The following is a 13774-nucleotide window of genomic DNA, read 5'->3' on the forward strand; positions in this document are numbered from 1 at the left end:
CCTCGGGGACGGGGGGCGCGCGCGCAGGCGATCATGAGCACTCCGCCGGTGTTCGCGCGACCGGCGGCATATGGGCTTGATGTGGATGGTGGCGGTTCAGATCGTCGGCCCGTCCGCCACCCAGGCCAGGGCGTCTTCGAGGCGGTCGTTGCCCCAGAACAGCTCGCCATCTGGCGTGATGAAGCTGGGGGCGCCGAAAAGGCCCAGTTCGCCGGCCCGTTCGGTCTGGCGGCGCAGGGCGAGCTTGTTGGGCTCGCCGGTGGCGTCGGCCAGCAGGGCGTCGGCGGGCAGGCCGAGGCGGGTGAGGATGGCGTGGATCACCGACGGATCGGCGATGTCCCGGTCGTCGGCGAAGTTGGCGCTCATCGCCGCCCGGGCGAAGTCGCCGATCCACGGCTTGTCGGCGCCCAGGATCGCCACCCGTGCGGCGAGCAGGCCGTTGCGCGGAAACTGGGAGGGCATCCGGAGCGGCAGGCGGTAGCGCACCGCCAGCCGGGCCAGATCGCGCCACATGTAGCGGCCCTTGGGTGGGTAGATGTTGAAGGGGGAGTCGTTCCAGCCCAGCGACAGGAACACCGGCCCGAGCAGGAAGGGCCGCCAGTTGATCGTCACGCCGGCGTCGCGGGCCAGGGGCTCGATGCGCATCACCGACAGGTAGGAATACGAGCTGGCGAACTCGAACCAGAAATCCAGGGTCTTGGCGCTCATGAGGTGGCTCCGGGGTGGGGATTGATCGAGTCTAGCACCCCGGCGGGGTGTCGGCGCCCGGTGGGGGCGAGGCATCCAGCAGGCGCTCGCATTCGGCCATCAGGGTCTGGCCGAGTTCGGATTCGTGGTTCGGGTCGAGGGATTCCATCATCTCGTGCACGGTGTACAGCCCGGCCTCGCGGGACAGGCTGCCGGCGATCTGGCGGGCCAGCCGGTCGCTCAGATCCGACAGGTGACGCCGGTCGGCGAGCGGCAGGCTGCGCTGGGTGCGCCCGAGCCAGTCGGCGCAGAGGGTGGCGCCCTGGGCTTCGGTGGGCCACTGGCCGTGCTCGTACCACAGCGACAGGCGCTCGGCGACGAGGGCGAAGATCAGGGCGACGCGGGTGCCGCGGGCGTCGGCCGGAGGCGGGGTGCGCTTCATGGCGGGCCTTGCTTGAGTGGGGTGGGAAAGCTAACACGGGTGGCCCATTGCGAGTAAGCTGCGAGCCATTCAACGACAGGAGACGCCCATGGCCACTTCGCCCGAATCCACCAGCATGGCCCTGTTCTGCGATTTCGAGAACGTGGCGCTCGGCGTGCGCGACGCCAAGTACGAGAAGTTCGACATCAAGCTGGTGCTCGAGCGCCTGCTGCTCAAGGGCAGCATCGTCGTCAAGAAGGCCTATTGCGACTGGGAGCGCTACAAGGGTTTCAAGGCCACCATGCACGAGGCCAACTTCGAGCTGATCGAAATCCCCCATGTGCGTCAGTCGGGCAAGAACTCCGCCGACATCCGGCTGGTTGTGGACGCGCTTGATCTGTGCTACACCAAGAGCCACGTCAACACCTTCGTCATCATCTCGGGCGATTCGGATTTCTCGCCGCTGGTGTCCAAGCTGCGCGAGAACGCCAAGCAGGTGATCGGCGTGGGCGTGAAGCAATCCACCTCGGATCTCCTCATCGCCAACTGCGACGAGTTCATCTTCTACGACGACCTGGTGCGCGAGACCCAGCGCGCCGCCGCCCGCCGCGAGCCGAAGGAGGCCCAGCCCGCCCGCCGCAGCGACGAGGACAAACCCCGCCGCGAGGACGTGGAGGCCCGTCGCACCAAGGGCATCGAGATCGCGGTGCAGACCTTCGACGCGCTGGTGGCCGAGCGGGGCGACACCGGCAAGATCTGGGCGTCGGTGCTGAAGGAGGCCATCAAGCGCCGCAAGCCGGATTTCAGCGAGACCCGCTACGGCTTCCGGGCCTTCGGCAACCTGCTCGAAGAGGCCCAGGCCCGCGGCCTGCTGGAGTTCGGCCGCGACGAGAAATCCGGCGCCTACGTGTATCGCAGCAGCGCCGCGCGGATCGAGCCTTTGCCCGCACCGGTCGAGCTGCCCGCCGAAGCCCCGGCGCCGGCGGTCGAGCGGGCGGCCGAGCCGACCACGCCGCCCGAAGCCCCGGTCAAGCCCGAAAGCCGTCGCAAGCGCACCGGCAGCCGTAAGCCGGCCAAGGCCGCCGAAGTTGCGGACGTCGCCGAGCCGGCGCCCGCGCCCGCCGTGCCCGAGCCGGCGGTCGAGGCCCCGGCGGCAGAGCCCGCGGCCGACGCCCCCGCCAAGCCCGACAGCCGGCGCAAACGCAGCCCCAGCCGCAAGAGTGCGAAGGTGGCGGATGCCGCGCCGGCCGCCCCGGAGCCCGCGCCCGAGGCGGCACCCGACGAGCCCAAGCCGGCCCGTCGCCGCCGCACCCGCAAGACCGAAGCCTGACGGGGCTGCGGTGGGCCGGAACCTCCTCGTCACCGGCGGCTCCCGTGGGATCGGCGCTGCCGTCGCCCGGCTGGCGGCAGCGCGGGGCTACGCGGTGGGCCTGTGCTATCGCGCCGACCGCAGCGCCGCCGAAGCCGTGGTGGCCGACATCGTCGGCCAGGGCGGCACGGCCATCGCGGTGCAGGCCGACGTGGCCGTCGAGGCGGACGTGCTGCGCCTTTTCGCCGAGTGCGACGCCCGCCTCGGCCCCCTCGACGCCCTGGTCAACAACGCCGGCATCCTGGCTCGCCAGATGCGCGTGGACGAGATGGACGCCGCGCGCCTCAACCGGGTCTTCGCCACCAACATCGCCGGCGCTTTCCTGTGCGCCCGGGAGGCGGTGCGGCGGATGAGCATCCACCACGGCGGGCGCGGTGGGGCCATCGTCAATCTGTCGTCGCGGGCGGCGCGCATCGGCTCGCCGGGTGAATACGTGGATTACGCCGCCTCCAAGGCCGCCATCGACACCCTCACCCTTGGCCTCGCCAGAGAGGTGGCGACCGAGGGCATCCGCGTCAATGCGGTGGCGCCGGGCCTCATCGAAACCGACATCCACGCCAGCGGCGGCGAACCCGGCCGGGTGGCGCGGCTGGCGCCGGGCGTGCCGATGCAGCGCGGCGGAACGCCCGACGAAGTGGCCCGCGCCGTGCTGTGGCTGCTCTCGGACGAGGCCTCGTACACCACCGGGGCCATCCTCGATGTGGCCGGCGGACGCTGAGAGCCCAGCCCCCGCGCCCCGCTTCTGGCGCGACGCGGCGCTGCCCTTCATCGAGCTGCGCTCGGTGGCCGACGGCCGGCGGGTGTGCTACGCGCCTCACTCCCACGACACCTTCTCCGTCGGCGTGATTACGGGCGGCATCAGCACCTACGCCAACGGGCGCCTGCGCGAACGGGTCGGGCCGGGCGCGGTGGTGGTGGTCAATCCCGAGGACGTGCATGCCTGCAATCCGGTGGATGGCCAGCCCTGGTCCTACCACATGCTGTTCCTCGATACGGCTTGGCTGGCCCGCCAGCAGGCCGCGCTGGGCTTGGGGGACGGGCGGCAGATGCGGCCGTTCGCCACCCCGGCGACCCGCGACCCGCTGCTGGCCGTGGGCTTGATCCGCCTGCAGTCGGTGCTCCACGACAGGCAGGCCGACCGGCTCGAGAAGGAGAGCGCGGCGGTTGAATTTGCGGCGCGCCTTCAGGCCCGCCTCGACCCGGCGCCGGTCTCCGCCGGCCCCGACGACCGGCTCGCCCGCGCCGCCGAGTTCATCGCCGACAACTGCACCCGGCCCCTCAGCCTGGGCGACATCTGCGCGGCGGCGGGCTTGTCCGAGTCCTACCTGATCCGCGCCTTCCAGCGGCGCTACGGGCTCACGCCCCACGCCTACCTCATCGACCGGCGCATCCGCTACAGCCGGGCGCGCCTGCGCCGCGGCCACCCCATCGCCGAGGTGGCCGCGGACGCCGGTTTTGCCGATCAGGCCCACCTCCACCGGGCCTTCAAGCGGCTGGTGGCGGCCACGCCGGGGCAATACCGGGCTTAGGCGTCGAGCAGGAACACGGCGCTGCCTGCCAGCAGGGCGGCCATCAGGCGGTTGAAGGCGCGGATGCGCGCCGGGCTGTCCAGGCGGTGGCGCAGGTGGGCGCCGGCGTAGGCCCAGCAGCCCACCGACAGGTAGCAGATCGCGAAGTAGATCCCCGCGAACAGCCACAGCCGGGCCGGATCGCCGTCGGCCAGATATGCGCCGGTGCCGGCCACCGCGGCCAGCCAGGCCTTTGGGTTGAGCCACTGCATCGCCGCGCCGGCGAGCACCGATGGCCCGGAGCCTGCCGGGCCGGCGGAGAGCCGGCCGTCGTCGGCCGCCAGGCGGATCGCCAGATACCCCAGAAAAGCCACCCCCGCCCAGCGCACGCCGGCGGTCAGGCCCGGCCAGCGCAGCAGGACTTGATGCAGGCCGAGGCCGGTGAGCACCAGCAGCAGGGTGAAGCCGACGGTGGCGCCGGTCACGTGGCGCAGGCTGGCCCGAAAGCCGTGACGGGCCCCGGCGCCGAGGGCGACCAGATTGACCGGGCCGGGGGAGAGGGACGCCGCCAGGGCAAAGGCGGCCATCGAGAGGACGAGGTTCATGGGCATCGCAGGGTGGGGTCGGACACGGGCCCCAAGGTAGCGGCGATGCCCGCCGGGCGTCTTGAACAAAACTGCCCCGGCGGTGGCGGCGGCTTACTTCAGGCCAAACCGCCCGGCGACGATCAGCAGCACGATGGCGCCCACCACCGATCCGACGAAGCCGGCGCCCTGACCGGCCTGATACAGGCCCAGGGCCTGACCGCCGTAGGTGGCGACCATCGAGCCGCCGATGCCGAACAGGATGGTCTTGATCCAGCCCATGGTGTCGTCGCCGGGCTTGAGGAGGCGGGCGACCAGGCCGACGACGAGGCCGATGACGATGGTGGAGAGCATGGCGGACATCCTTTGGGTTGACTGCGGAGCGCCCACTCTAGCCCCCGCCCGGCGACGGCCACGTTAAATCGTGTGACGCCCCGCCCCGGCGGCAAGCCAGTCGCGCAGCCCTTCGCCGGCCCGCCGGCCGCTGGCGAAGCAGGCGGTGAGCAGGTAGCCGCCGGTGGGCGCCTCCCAGTCAAGCATCTCGCCGGCGCAGAACAGGCCGGGCTGGCGCCGCACCATCAGGCGGTCGTCCAGTTCGTCGAAGCGCACCCCGCCGGCGCTGCTGATGGCCTCGTCGAGGGGGCGCGGCGCCACCAGACGCACCGGCAGGGCCTTGATGGCGGCGGCGAGGCGGGCCGGGTCGGCCAGCGCGTCGGACGGCAGGCATTCGCGCAGCAGGGCCATCTTGAGGCCGGCGATGCCCGCCCGGCTTTGCAGATGGCTGGCCAGGGAGCGGGCGCCGCGGGGGTGGGAGACCTCTGTCTGGACCCGCGCCAGCGGCCGGTCAGGGGCCAGGTCGATCTCCAGCAGGGCGTCGCCGGTGGCCTCGATGCGGTCGCGGATGGCGGCCGACAGGGCGTAGATCAGGCTGCCTTCGATGCCGTCGGCGGTCAGCATCGCCTCGCCGACGCGGGGGGGCGCGGGGTCGCCCGCGAGGCGCATCGCCACCGACTTGAGGGGGTGCCCGGCGAAGCGGTTGGCCAGATGCTCGCTCCACCCCGCGGCGGAGCGGGGCGAGGCCACCGCGAAGCCGCAGTTGGCGGGCCGCAGCGGCGCGACGGCGATCCCCCGCGCCGCCAGCCACGGCACCCAGGCGCCGTCGGAGCCGAGCTTCGCCCAGCTGCCGCCGCCCAGGGCCAGCAGGGTGGCGTCGGCGCTGACCGCCAGCGGCCCGGCCGGGGTGTCGAAGGCGAGGCTGCCGTCGGGGTGCCAGCCTGTCCAGCGATGACGTACGTGGATGCGCAAGCCGCCCTCGCGCAGGCGGTGCAGCCAGGCCCGCATCAGGGGCGCGGCCTTCATGCCGTCGGGAAACACCCGGCCCGAGCTGCCCACGAAGGTGGACACGCCCAGGGCCTCCACCCAGTCGCGCAGGGCCTGCGGTGAAAATGCCGCAATCATTGGCTCAAGCTCGGTACGGCGGATGCCGTAACGGGCAACGAACATGTCGAAGGCTTCGGCGTGGGTGATGTTGAGCCCGCCCTTGCCGGCCAGCAGGAACTTGCGCCCGAGCGACGGCATGGCGTCGAAGAGGTCGGCGTGGATGCCGGCGGTCGCCAGGGTTTCGGCGGCCATCAGGCCAGCCGGCCCACCGCCGACGATGGCGACGCGGACGGTGCTGGGGGGCGGAGGGTTCGCTGCGGGCATGGGGGCGGACGCCGGTGACAAAGGCGCAATTGTAGTTCGAGGCGGGCAGCTAGAATGCCCATGTTGAGCGGCCGGCCGATCTGGCAACGCCGCGTCAGGGGGGAACAATGACCATCAAGACGAATTGGGCGGCGGCGCTGCTGGCCGTCTCCTGCTGGGCCGTGCCGGCTGCGGCGGCAACGCCGGCTGGGCCGGTGGACGGGCGCGACAATCTGGCGCGGATGCAGAAGTCCACGCCGGCCGAGCAGAAGGCGGCCTTCGAAGCCGGGCGCAAGGTGGCCCAGTTCTGCGCCAACTGCCACGGCGAGCAGGCCGGCGCCCGTTACGCGGAGCTGCCCAATCTGGCCGGGCAGCATCCGGTGTACCTGCTCAACCAGATCGAGCTGTTCCGGGTCGGCCGGCGCATCGAGCCCTTCATGCAGGGGCTGGGCAAGGCCCTGAGCCCGGAGGAGAAGGCCGGCGTCGCTTTCTACTACGCCAACCTGCCGGCAGACCCGTCGATTGCCACGCCGGGGCCGCGTTCGGCCGAAGGCGGCCAGCTCTTTGCCCGCCACTGCGCCCGTTGCCACGGGGCGGCGGGGCACGGGGGCGAGAACTTCCCGCGCCTCGCTGGCCAGCAGCCGGAGTACCTGCGCCAGACGCTCAAGCGCTATCTGAAAAACGGCCCGGAGCGGATCTACCCGCCCATGACCGCCGCGGTGACCGGCCTGGGCGAGCAGAACATCGAGGCGGTGGTGGCCTACCTGTCGAGCCTGAAGTGACGCTGGGCCGGGGGGCATGGGCTACCTGCGACGGTCGGCGTCGCAGGTAGAACGCGCAGGGCAACGCCACCCGCGCGGGGCTCAGGACGATGGCCCTCCGCTCCAGGCCGTCGACGTCGATGCGGCGGGCCACGCACCCAAGGGCCAGGCTCGCAGCCCGGGCAACACGCCGGCCAGAATCCACTGGCGACACCGGGGGCGTGCGATGAGCGTGGCGTCGGCGGTCACAGCGCCTGAAAGGCCAGAATCGCGACGCAGGTGGGCGGCAGGGCGGCCAGGAAGAGCCCCATCGGGCTGATCGATTCGTCGTCGAAACTCGATTTCAGGATCGCCACCCCGGCTGGATTGGGGGCGTTGGCGATGAAGGTGAGCCCGCCGCCGGTGACGGCACCCGCGACGATGGCGTATTTGAACTCGGGCGAGACGCCGTCAACGAGCGAGGCCAGATAGGTGAGGGCGGCGTTGTCGGTGACGGCGGTCAGCGCGGTGGCGAGGAAGTACAGCAAGGTCGGCTCCACGCCGACCAGCGCCTGCTGCAGCCACCACTGCTGAAGCCCCCCGAGGACCACCAGCCCGGCAAGAAAGAACGCAACCAGCAGCCCCTCCCGCAGGATCAGGCGATCCTGGTGGGCCTTGTAGGCTTCGGTGAAGCCGAGGAAGAACAGGAACAAGCCCATGAACACCACCGGGTGATGGGCGAAGAACACGGTGCCGATCAGGAAGGCGAGGTGGATGCCGCGGATGGCGAAGGGGGCCGCTGGCTGGCTGCTGTCTAGATCCGTCCGGCCCTGGGCGGCGATCTCCTTGCGGAAGAACCAGGTCAGGACAAGGGCGTTGGCGAACACCGCGACCGCCGCCTTCCAGCCGAAATGGGAGATCATGAACAGGGTGTCCCACTGCCACTTTGCTGCGACCATCAACACCGGCGGCGCGGCGAAGTGAGTGAGCGTGCCGCCGATGGAGACATTGACGAAGAGCATCCCCAGGGTGGCGTACTTGAGGCGCACGGAGAGCCCCTGCCGGAAGTAGCTGTCCCGAAGCATCAGCGCGGCCAAGGTCATGGCCGCCGGTTCGGTGATGAACGAGCCAAGCAGGGGGACTGCCGACAGGCAAAGAAAGTACACCGCCACCGTCCGGGGGATCGGGATCATCGAAGCCAGCAGGCGAACCAGATCGATCACCGTCGTCACGATGGGACGGCTGGCGGCGATGACCATCACCACGAAGACGAACATCGGCTCGGTGAAGTTGCGTCCTTCGAGGTAGGCCACTGCGGCGTCTTTTCCCGACAGCCAGAAGAGCGCGGCGATCAGCACAAAGGCCCAGAATCCGAACACCACTTCCACTTCGGCGAGCAGGTGCCAGAGGCCCGCGTGCCGCGGCTGGAGGTGGGCCAGTTTGGCGAAGAAGCGGGTCGAGAAGGTATGCAGGACGGCGACCGCAAAGATTGCGGCGGCCGCCGTTTCAGGCAGGCTTGCAGCCAGGGAGGCCATGGTCCGGGGGCGGTGATGAGGTGGGCTTACGGTACCCGGCGATAGGGCCGGGGAAAATTCGGGTAGTTCGTACGCGAAGCCCGTAGGGGTTTCACCTGTTACGTAACGCCGGCCGAGGCCTCACAATCGGCTGTCGCCCTCCCTTGCCTGCCTGTGTCGCTCCAGCGTCTGCTCCCGTTCGGATTCGTCGCCCTCTATGTCGCCCTCGACGCGGCGAGTTTCATTCACCCGCTCCACGGGTTGAACATCACGCCCTGGAATCCGGCGCCTGCCTTGGCGCTGGTGTTTCTTCTGCGCGAGGGGCGCCGGGCGCGCGGATGGGTGATTGTCGCGGTGCTGGCGAGCGAGCTGCTCGTGCGAGGGGTTCCGCTGGCGTGGTGGCGCAGCCTGCTGTCGGCCCTGATCCTCGCGGGAGGCTACCTGGCGCTGGGCGAGGTGCTCCGGCGACGCATGTCGCCCGGGTCCCTGCTCGATGACCGTGCTGCCCTGCTGGGCTGGATGGTGCCGGTGGTGGCGGGCACCTTCATCAACAGCCTGGCCTTTCTCTCGGGTCTGCATGTGCTCGGCCTGCTTCCGGCGGGGGGCTGGCGAAGCGGCGTACTGCAGTTCTGGGTTGGCGACATGGTCGGCATCGCCGTCGCGATGCCTTTGGCCTGGTGGCTGACGGGGGCGCAGGGCCGGCGCCTGCTCAAGGCGGCCCTGTTCAGGTGGGAGACGCTGGGGTATGTGCTGCTCAGTCTGGGTGCCCTGTGGGTCGCGTTCGGGGTGGGCGGCGGGAGCGGGTTCAAGCTTTTTTACTGGTTGTTCGTGCCGATCGCGTGGGCGGCGGCCCGGCAGGGCATGGCGGGGGCCATCGTGTCGGCGACCTTGTTGCAGATCGGCGTGATCGCTGTCGTGCAATGGCTCGATTTCAGCGCGGTGACAGTCGCCGAGCTGCAGATGCTGGCCTTCGTGATGGCTCTTACCGGGTTTCTCATCGGGGGCATCGTGGACGAACAGCGAAGGACTAGCGACGAGCTGCGTCAGACCCTGCGCCTTGCCGCCGCGGGCGAGATGGCCGCGGCGCTGGCTCATGAGCTCAATCAGCCGCTCACGGCCCTGGGGGCATACGCAGCGGCCTACGACGCCCTCAAGGCGCGGGGCGAGGCCGGCGCCCGGATGGAGGCTGCCGTGGAGGGCATGCGCGGTGAGGCGCGCCGCGCCGGAAATGTGGTGCAGCGCCTGCGGGATTTCTTCCGCACCGGAGCGACGCGGCTGGAGGACGTGGCGCTCCCCGGTCTCATCGACGCTGCCTGCGCGCGCTACAGGCGCAAGGCCGAGGAGGCGCAGGTCGTCTTTTCGGTGGCGACGGGGCCGGACATCCGGCTCCTTGCCGACCCGCTGCAGCTGGAGGTGGTGTTGCGCAACCTGTTGTCCAACGCTTTCGATGCCGTCCTGGCGCCCGGGGTGAGCCCTCGCCGGGTGTCGGTCGGGGTCGAGCTGCTCGCGGGTGAGCGGGTCTGTATCCGTGTCGAGGATTCGGGCCCGGGCCTCGACGCGCAGAAGCTGGAATGCATCTTTGAATCCTTTTGTTCCGACAAGGCCAGCGGGATGGGCTTGGGGCTGGCGATCAGCCGGGCCATCGCCGAGGCGCATGGGGGCAGGCTGTGGGCCGAAGCTGCCGACCATGGGCTGTTCCGCCTGACCCTGCCGATCCGGGAAGCCCCGTAGCCATGACCGACAATCTGACTGTTTTCATTGTGGACGACGACCCTTCGGTGCGCGATGCACTTGGGCTGTTGCTGGGGATTCACGACCACCGGGTGGCCTTGTTCGCCGACGCGGACAGCTTTCTGCGTGCCTTCAAGGCGCACTGGCGGGGCTGTCTGCTCCTCGACATCCGGATGCCGGGCATGGATGGGCTCACGCTTCAGCGCAAACTGCAGGCGCTGGGGGCGAGCCTGCCGGTGGTCATCATGACCGGTCATGGCGACGTGGATTCCGCGCGGTCGGCGTTTCGGGCGCTGGCGGTGGATTTCCTGGAGAAGCCCCTCGACGAGTCGCGCCTGCTGGCGGCCATCGGGGAGGCCTTCGTTCGCCAGCGTCAGACGGTGGTGGCGACCGCGAGCCGGGATGAGGCGCAGCGCCTCATCGATGGGCTGACCCCGCGCGAGCGCGAGGTGATGGAGCGGGTGGTGGCGGGCCGTCACAACCGGGAGATCGCCGCCGAACTGGCGATCAGCCCGCGCACCGTCGAGGTTCATAAGGCGCGGATGATGGACAAGCTGGGGGTGAGCAGCGTGGCGGAGCTGGTGCGTCTCAGTCTGGGCTGAGGCGGGCGTTCCCGGTTCGGCCGGTGTGAATGACGGACGCCGGTGGGCACGGGGGCCTTCGCGGCGCCCCGTGCGTTTGCCTTGGCGGGTGGTTCAGCGGGTGATGGGCACGCCGCCGTCGGGGCCGCCGAACACCGTCGCGCCTTCCTTCACCACGCCGGTGACGCGGATCTCGCCCAGCTTGTCGGCGGGCGTCTTGAGGGGGTTGGCCGACAGCACGGTGATGTCCGCCAGCTTGCCGGCGGCGATGCTGCCCTTGGTCTTCTCTTCGCCAAGCTGCCGGGCGGGCAGCACGGTGAGGGCCTTCAGCGCGTCCAGGGGGGCGAGCTGCCGGTCCTCGCCCACCGGGCGCTTGACCGCCGCAGCCATCGCGCCGAAGGGGGATGGGGCGGTGAGGGCGGGGTCGGCGTGGAGCAGGGTGACGATGCCGCGCTGGTGGGCGGTGCCCGCCGGGGCGAAGCGGGCGGTGCGCTCCGGCCCCAGCAGGTAATCGGCCAGCGCGGGCTTCGAGAGCACCAGCCGCTGGGGCGCGAAGCTTACGCTGGCGCCGGCTTCTTTGAGGGCGTCGAGCTGGTCGTCGCGGAGGGTCTGGGCGCCCACCAGCAGCGGGCGGCGATCTTTGGCCGGGTGTCTGGCGGCGGCCGCGCGGATGGCGCCGATGAACTGGTCGATGGCGGCGTCGCCGTTGGCCTGCACGGCCACCTGCCAGCCGTTGGCCCAGGCGCGGGTGGCGAGGTCGGTGGCGACTTCATCCGTCGCGCCGGGGTAGCCGGCGAACTTGGTGCGCTTGCCCGGCGGCGGCAGCTGGTAGGGCTGGGTGAGCCAGGCGCTGCGGTCTTCGGCCACGCCATCCAGCGCGAAGGACACGCCGGCCAGGCGCAGGCGGTTCTTGTAGTACCTGGGCCCGATGCTCTTGTGGCCCTTGAGCACGCTGCCGGCGCTGGCGAGGTCGGCGTAGAAGGCCACGTCGAGCTTGAGGAGGCCGGCATCCGCCGCCTGGGTGTACAGCGCGAGGTCGTCCGGCGTGGCGCGGGCCTCGACGGCGGTGGTGTAGCCGCTTTCCAGCATGAGGCTCTGGCCCTGCTGGATCATGGCCATCCGCTCGTCCTTCGAGAGCTGGGGCAGGCTGCCCAGCAGGGCGACGGCCGCGGCGCCGTCGAGCACGCCGTCGGGCTCCTTCGAGCCCGGCCAGCGGCCGATGCTGCCACCCGGCGGGTCGATGCTGTCGCGGGTGATGCCGGCGAGCTTGAGCGCCTCGCTGTTGGCCACCACCTGGCGGCCCGAGGCATGGACGATCAGCACCGGCTTGTCGCGGGAGACGCTGTCGAGGTCGCTGCGGTTGAGGGGGCGCTGCTCGCGCAGGCGGCTGTCGTCGTAGCCGACGCCGACGATCCAGCCGAAGCGCTGGGCCAGATCGCCGCGGCTCCAGTCGCGCAGGGCGCGCAGGACGCCGTTCACGTCGGTCACGGTGCCTTCCGGCGGCGACTGCAGCTGGGCCGCCACGGTGGCGAGGCCCAGGCGCGACATCTGGCCCCAGGCGTCGACGAAGCCCGGCACCACGGTCTTGCCGGCCAGATCCACCACTTCGGTGCCGTCGCTCTTCCAGCGGGCGAGAATGTCCTTGCTCTTGCCCACCGCGATGATCTTCGTGCCCTTGATGGCGATGGCCTGGGCGCTGGGGCGCTTGTCGTCGAGGGTGATGATGTCGCCGTTGGTGAGGATGATGTCCGACAGGGGCGGCGGGGGCGGTGCCGGGGGCGGGGCGTTGGGGTCGGCCGGGGCGGCGGGGCCGGCGGTGGCGACGGGCGCGGCTGCAGGGGGGGAGGCCGGGGTCGTGGGCGGGGCCGGTTTTGCGGTGGCGGGCGGTGCGACGGCCGGCGTGGGGGCGGGCTTGGCCGCCGGCGTCTGAGCCAGCAGGGTGGGCGCGGCCAGGGCCAGGGCGGTGGCCACGACGAGCGGGCGCATCGACTGCGGGAAAGTGGGGATGGATCTCATGAGCGCTACTCCGGAAGACGCAAGGGCCGGCGGCGCGAGAGGCCACGGCCAACCCGTCGAGCATAGCATCGGCGCCGCGCTGTTCCCGTGACGGGCTTGGGGATCGGGCGCTCGGCCAACAATCGTCACACTTGGCGGCGGGCTGCCGTGAGCCCGCCGTGGGGCGGCTAGCGGTTGGGCGGGGGCGGGCCGGCGGTGTCGTCGTCGGGCCGGTCGGCGAAGACCTCGTCGCGAAGAAAGGCGGCGAGCAGGGCCAGTGGAGCGCCCACGACCACGTAGAAGAGGACGGCCAGAACCGGCGTGAGGCCGATGTTGTAAAGGCAGGCCTCGTGGCTGCCTTCCTGGCAGGACCAGAAGGCCGTGCCGATGGCGCCGAAGATGACGAGGGTGGCGGCGGCGAGCAGGTATTGCGTGTCGTGCTTTGCGGAGGGTTTCATGGGTTGGGCTCCGTCCGGGCGGCGGCTGGAAGCCGGCCCGGAAAGTATGCGCCGGGGCGGCGTCGCCGGCCAGCGCGCGGCGATCAGCCCATCACCGTGACCACCACCCGCCGGGTGTGGCGTTGGGCCCGGTGCTCCCACAGGAAGATGCCCTGCCAGGTGCCCAGCAGCAGGCGGCCGCCGCCCACCGGCACGGTGAGGCTCACCGCCGAGAGGGCGCTGCGGGCGTGGGCGGCCATGTCGTCGTCGCCTTCCAGGTTGTGGCGGTAGGCGGGGTCGCCGTCGGGGGCGAGGCGGGCGAACACGGTTTCCAGATCGCGCTGTACGTCCGGGTCGGCGTTTTCGGTGATGAGCAGGGCGCAGCTGGTGTGCTGCACGAAGACGTGGGCGAGCCCGCAGTCGATGCCGGCGGCGCGGACGACCTCGGCCACGGCGGCGGTGATGTCCCGGGTGGCGCGGGGCTGGGTGGTGAGGCTGAGGATCTGCTGGTGGGGCATGGGGGC

15 protein-coding genes are annotated in these 13774 nt (G+C 71.0%); 6 read left to right on the forward strand and 9 right to left on the reverse strand.

Features of this window, described 5'->3' with window-relative positions; translation table 11 throughout:
- Positions 1-96: 96 nt before the first annotated feature.
- Positions 97-708 carry a 2-hydroxychromene-2-carboxylate isomerase gene (locus ACE3N6_RS04980; protein WP_374244079.1) on the reverse strand — a complete coding sequence of 204 codons (612 nt, stop codon included), beginning with the start codon at positions 706-708 and terminating at the stop codon, positions 97-99.
- A gap of 31 nt (positions 709-739) precedes the next feature.
- Complete coding sequence (locus tag ACE3N6_RS04985) at positions 740-1129, reverse strand: hypothetical protein (RefSeq protein WP_374244080.1); 390 nt, start codon at positions 1127-1129, stop codon at positions 740-742.
- An 88-nt stretch (positions 1130-1217) separates the two neighbouring features.
- On the opposite strand from ACE3N6_RS04985, the gene ACE3N6_RS04990 reads away from it, so the two are divergent.
- Genes ACE3N6_RS04990 through ACE3N6_RS05000 form a run of 3 tightly spaced genes read left to right on the forward strand, consistent with a single transcriptional unit; the run spans position 1218 to position 4006 of the window.
- On the forward strand, positions 1218-2438 hold the full coding sequence (locus ACE3N6_RS04990) for an NYN domain-containing protein (protein WP_374244081.1): 1221 nt from the start codon (positions 1218-1220) through the stop codon (positions 2436-2438).
- A gap of 10 nt (positions 2439-2448) precedes the next feature.
- On the forward strand, positions 2449-3195 hold the full coding sequence (locus ACE3N6_RS04995; protein ID WP_374244082.1) for an SDR family oxidoreductase: 747 nt from the start codon (positions 2449-2451) through the stop codon (positions 3193-3195).
- Positions 3176-4006, forward strand: a complete 831-nt coding sequence (locus tag ACE3N6_RS05000) for an AraC family transcriptional regulator (RefSeq protein ID WP_374244083.1) — start codon at positions 3176-3178, stop codon at positions 4004-4006. The genes ACE3N6_RS04995 and ACE3N6_RS05000 overlap by 20 nt, the downstream gene beginning before the upstream one ends.
- Here ACE3N6_RS05000 and ACE3N6_RS05005 read toward each other — a convergent pair.
- The 3 genes from ACE3N6_RS05005 to ACE3N6_RS05015 all read right to left on the reverse strand — a co-directional run bounded on the left by ACE3N6_RS05005 (position 4003) and on the right by ACE3N6_RS05015 (position 6273).
- The gene (locus ACE3N6_RS05005) at positions 4003-4590 is read right to left on the reverse strand and encodes a LysE family translocator (RefSeq protein WP_374244084.1); all 588 of its coding nucleotides are present in this window, start codon (positions 4588-4590) and stop codon (positions 4003-4005) included. The genes ACE3N6_RS05000 and ACE3N6_RS05005 overlap by 4 nt on opposite strands.
- Positions 4591-4683: 93 nt before the next feature.
- Complete coding sequence (locus ACE3N6_RS05010; protein WP_374244085.1) at positions 4684-4923, reverse strand: GlsB/YeaQ/YmgE family stress response membrane protein; 240 nt, start codon at positions 4921-4923, stop codon at positions 4684-4686.
- Between the two features lie 63 nt (positions 4924-4986).
- A complete protein-coding gene (locus ACE3N6_RS05015) occupies positions 4987-6273 on the reverse strand; it encodes a TIGR03862 family flavoprotein (RefSeq protein ID WP_374244086.1) in 1287 nt (428 codons plus the stop codon).
- Positions 6274-6380: 107 nt separating this feature from the next.
- Between ACE3N6_RS05015 and ACE3N6_RS05020 the strand changes: the two genes are divergently transcribed.
- Positions 6381-7034, forward strand: a complete 654-nt coding sequence (locus ACE3N6_RS05020) for a cytochrome c (RefSeq protein WP_374244087.1) — start codon at positions 6381-6383, stop codon at positions 7032-7034.
- 224 nt (positions 7035-7258) lie between these two features.
- On the opposite strand, the gene ACE3N6_RS05025 is transcribed toward ACE3N6_RS05020, so the two are convergent.
- Positions 7259-8527 (reverse strand): putative Na+/H+ antiporter, encoded by a 1269-nt coding sequence (locus ACE3N6_RS05025; protein WP_374244088.1) that lies wholly within the window; start codon positions 8525-8527, stop codon positions 7259-7261.
- Between the two features lie 153 nt (positions 8528-8680).
- Here ACE3N6_RS05025 and ACE3N6_RS05030 point away from each other — a divergent pair, with 153 nt between their 5' ends.
- Together ACE3N6_RS05030 and ACE3N6_RS05035 are read left to right on the forward strand one after the other, a co-directional pair.
- On the forward strand, positions 8681-10237 hold the full coding sequence (locus tag ACE3N6_RS05030) for an ATP-binding protein (protein WP_374244089.1): 1557 nt from the start codon (positions 8681-8683) through the stop codon (positions 10235-10237).
- Positions 10238-10239: 2 nt separating this feature from the next.
- Entirely contained in the window at positions 10240-10839 is a 600-nt protein-coding gene (locus ACE3N6_RS05035; RefSeq protein WP_374244090.1) for a response regulator transcription factor, read from the forward strand.
- A 93-nt stretch (positions 10840-10932) separates the two neighbouring features.
- On the opposite strand, the gene ACE3N6_RS05040 is transcribed toward ACE3N6_RS05035, so the two are convergent.
- The 3 genes from ACE3N6_RS05040 to ACE3N6_RS05050 form a co-directional block, all read right to left on the reverse strand.
- Positions 10933-12834, reverse strand: coding sequence for an amidohydrolase (locus ACE3N6_RS05040; protein ID WP_374244091.1), 1902 nt, complete (start codon positions 12832-12834; stop codon positions 10933-10935).
- Positions 12835-13001: 167 nt separating this feature from the next.
- Positions 13002-13271, reverse strand: coding sequence for a hypothetical protein (locus ACE3N6_RS05045; protein WP_374244092.1), 270 nt, complete (start codon positions 13269-13271; stop codon positions 13002-13004).
- 83 nt (positions 13272-13354) lie between these two features.
- Entirely contained in the window at positions 13355-13768 is a 414-nt protein-coding gene (locus ACE3N6_RS05050; RefSeq protein ID WP_374244093.1) for a secondary thiamine-phosphate synthase enzyme YjbQ, read from the reverse strand.
- Between the last annotated feature and the right edge of the window lie 6 nt (positions 13769-13774).

The organism is Zoogloea sp. (assembly GCF_041904905.1).
Taxonomy (GTDB): Bacteria; Pseudomonadota; Gammaproteobacteria; order Burkholderiales; family Rhodocyclaceae; genus Zoogloea.

Bases quoted from the DNA above. Each gene is read 5' to 3' on its own strand.
- ACE3N6_RS05000 (WP_374244083.1), top strand. From the start codon at position 3,176: ATGTGGCCGGCGGACGCTGAGAGCCCAGCCCCCGCGCCCCGCTTCTGG.
- ACE3N6_RS05015 (WP_374244086.1), bottom strand. From the start codon at position 6,273: ATGCCCGCAGCGAACCCTCCGCCCCCCAGCACCGTCCGCGTCGCCATC.
- ACE3N6_RS05010 (WP_374244085.1), bottom strand. From the start codon at position 4,923: ATGCTCTCCACCATCGTCATCGGCCTCGTCGTCGGCCTGGTCGCCCGC.
- ACE3N6_RS05040 (WP_374244091.1), bottom strand. From the start codon at position 12,834: ATGAGATCCATCCCCACTTTCCCGCAGTCGATGCGCCCGCTCGTCGTG.
- ACE3N6_RS05005 (WP_374244084.1), bottom strand. From the start codon at position 4,590: ATGAACCTCGTCCTCTCGATGGCCGCCTTTGCCCTGGCGGCGTCCCTC.
- ACE3N6_RS04980 (WP_374244079.1), bottom strand. From the start codon at position 708: ATGAGCGCCAAGACCCTGGATTTCTGGTTCGAGTTCGCCAGCTCGTAT.
- ACE3N6_RS04990 (WP_374244081.1), top strand. From the start codon at position 1,218: ATGGCCACTTCGCCCGAATCCACCAGCATGGCCCTGTTCTGCGATTTC.
- ACE3N6_RS05020 (WP_374244087.1), top strand. From the start codon at position 6,381: ATGACCATCAAGACGAATTGGGCGGCGGCGCTGCTGGCCGTCTCCTGC.
- ACE3N6_RS05045 (WP_374244092.1), bottom strand. From the start codon at position 13,271: ATGAAACCCTCCGCAAAGCACGACACGCAATACCTGCTCGCCGCCGCC.
- ACE3N6_RS05050 (WP_374244093.1), bottom strand. From the start codon at position 13,768: ATGCCCCACCAGCAGATCCTCAGCCTCACCACCCAGCCCCGCGCCACC.
- ACE3N6_RS04985 (WP_374244080.1), bottom strand. From the start codon at position 1,129: ATGAAGCGCACCCCGCCTCCGGCCGACGCCCGCGGCACCCGCGTCGCC.
- ACE3N6_RS05035 (WP_374244090.1), top strand. From the start codon at position 10,240: ATGACCGACAATCTGACTGTTTTCATTGTGGACGACGACCCTTCGGTG.
- ACE3N6_RS05025 (WP_374244088.1), bottom strand. From the start codon at position 8,527: ATGGCCTCCCTGGCTGCAAGCCTGCCTGAAACGGCGGCCGCCGCAATC.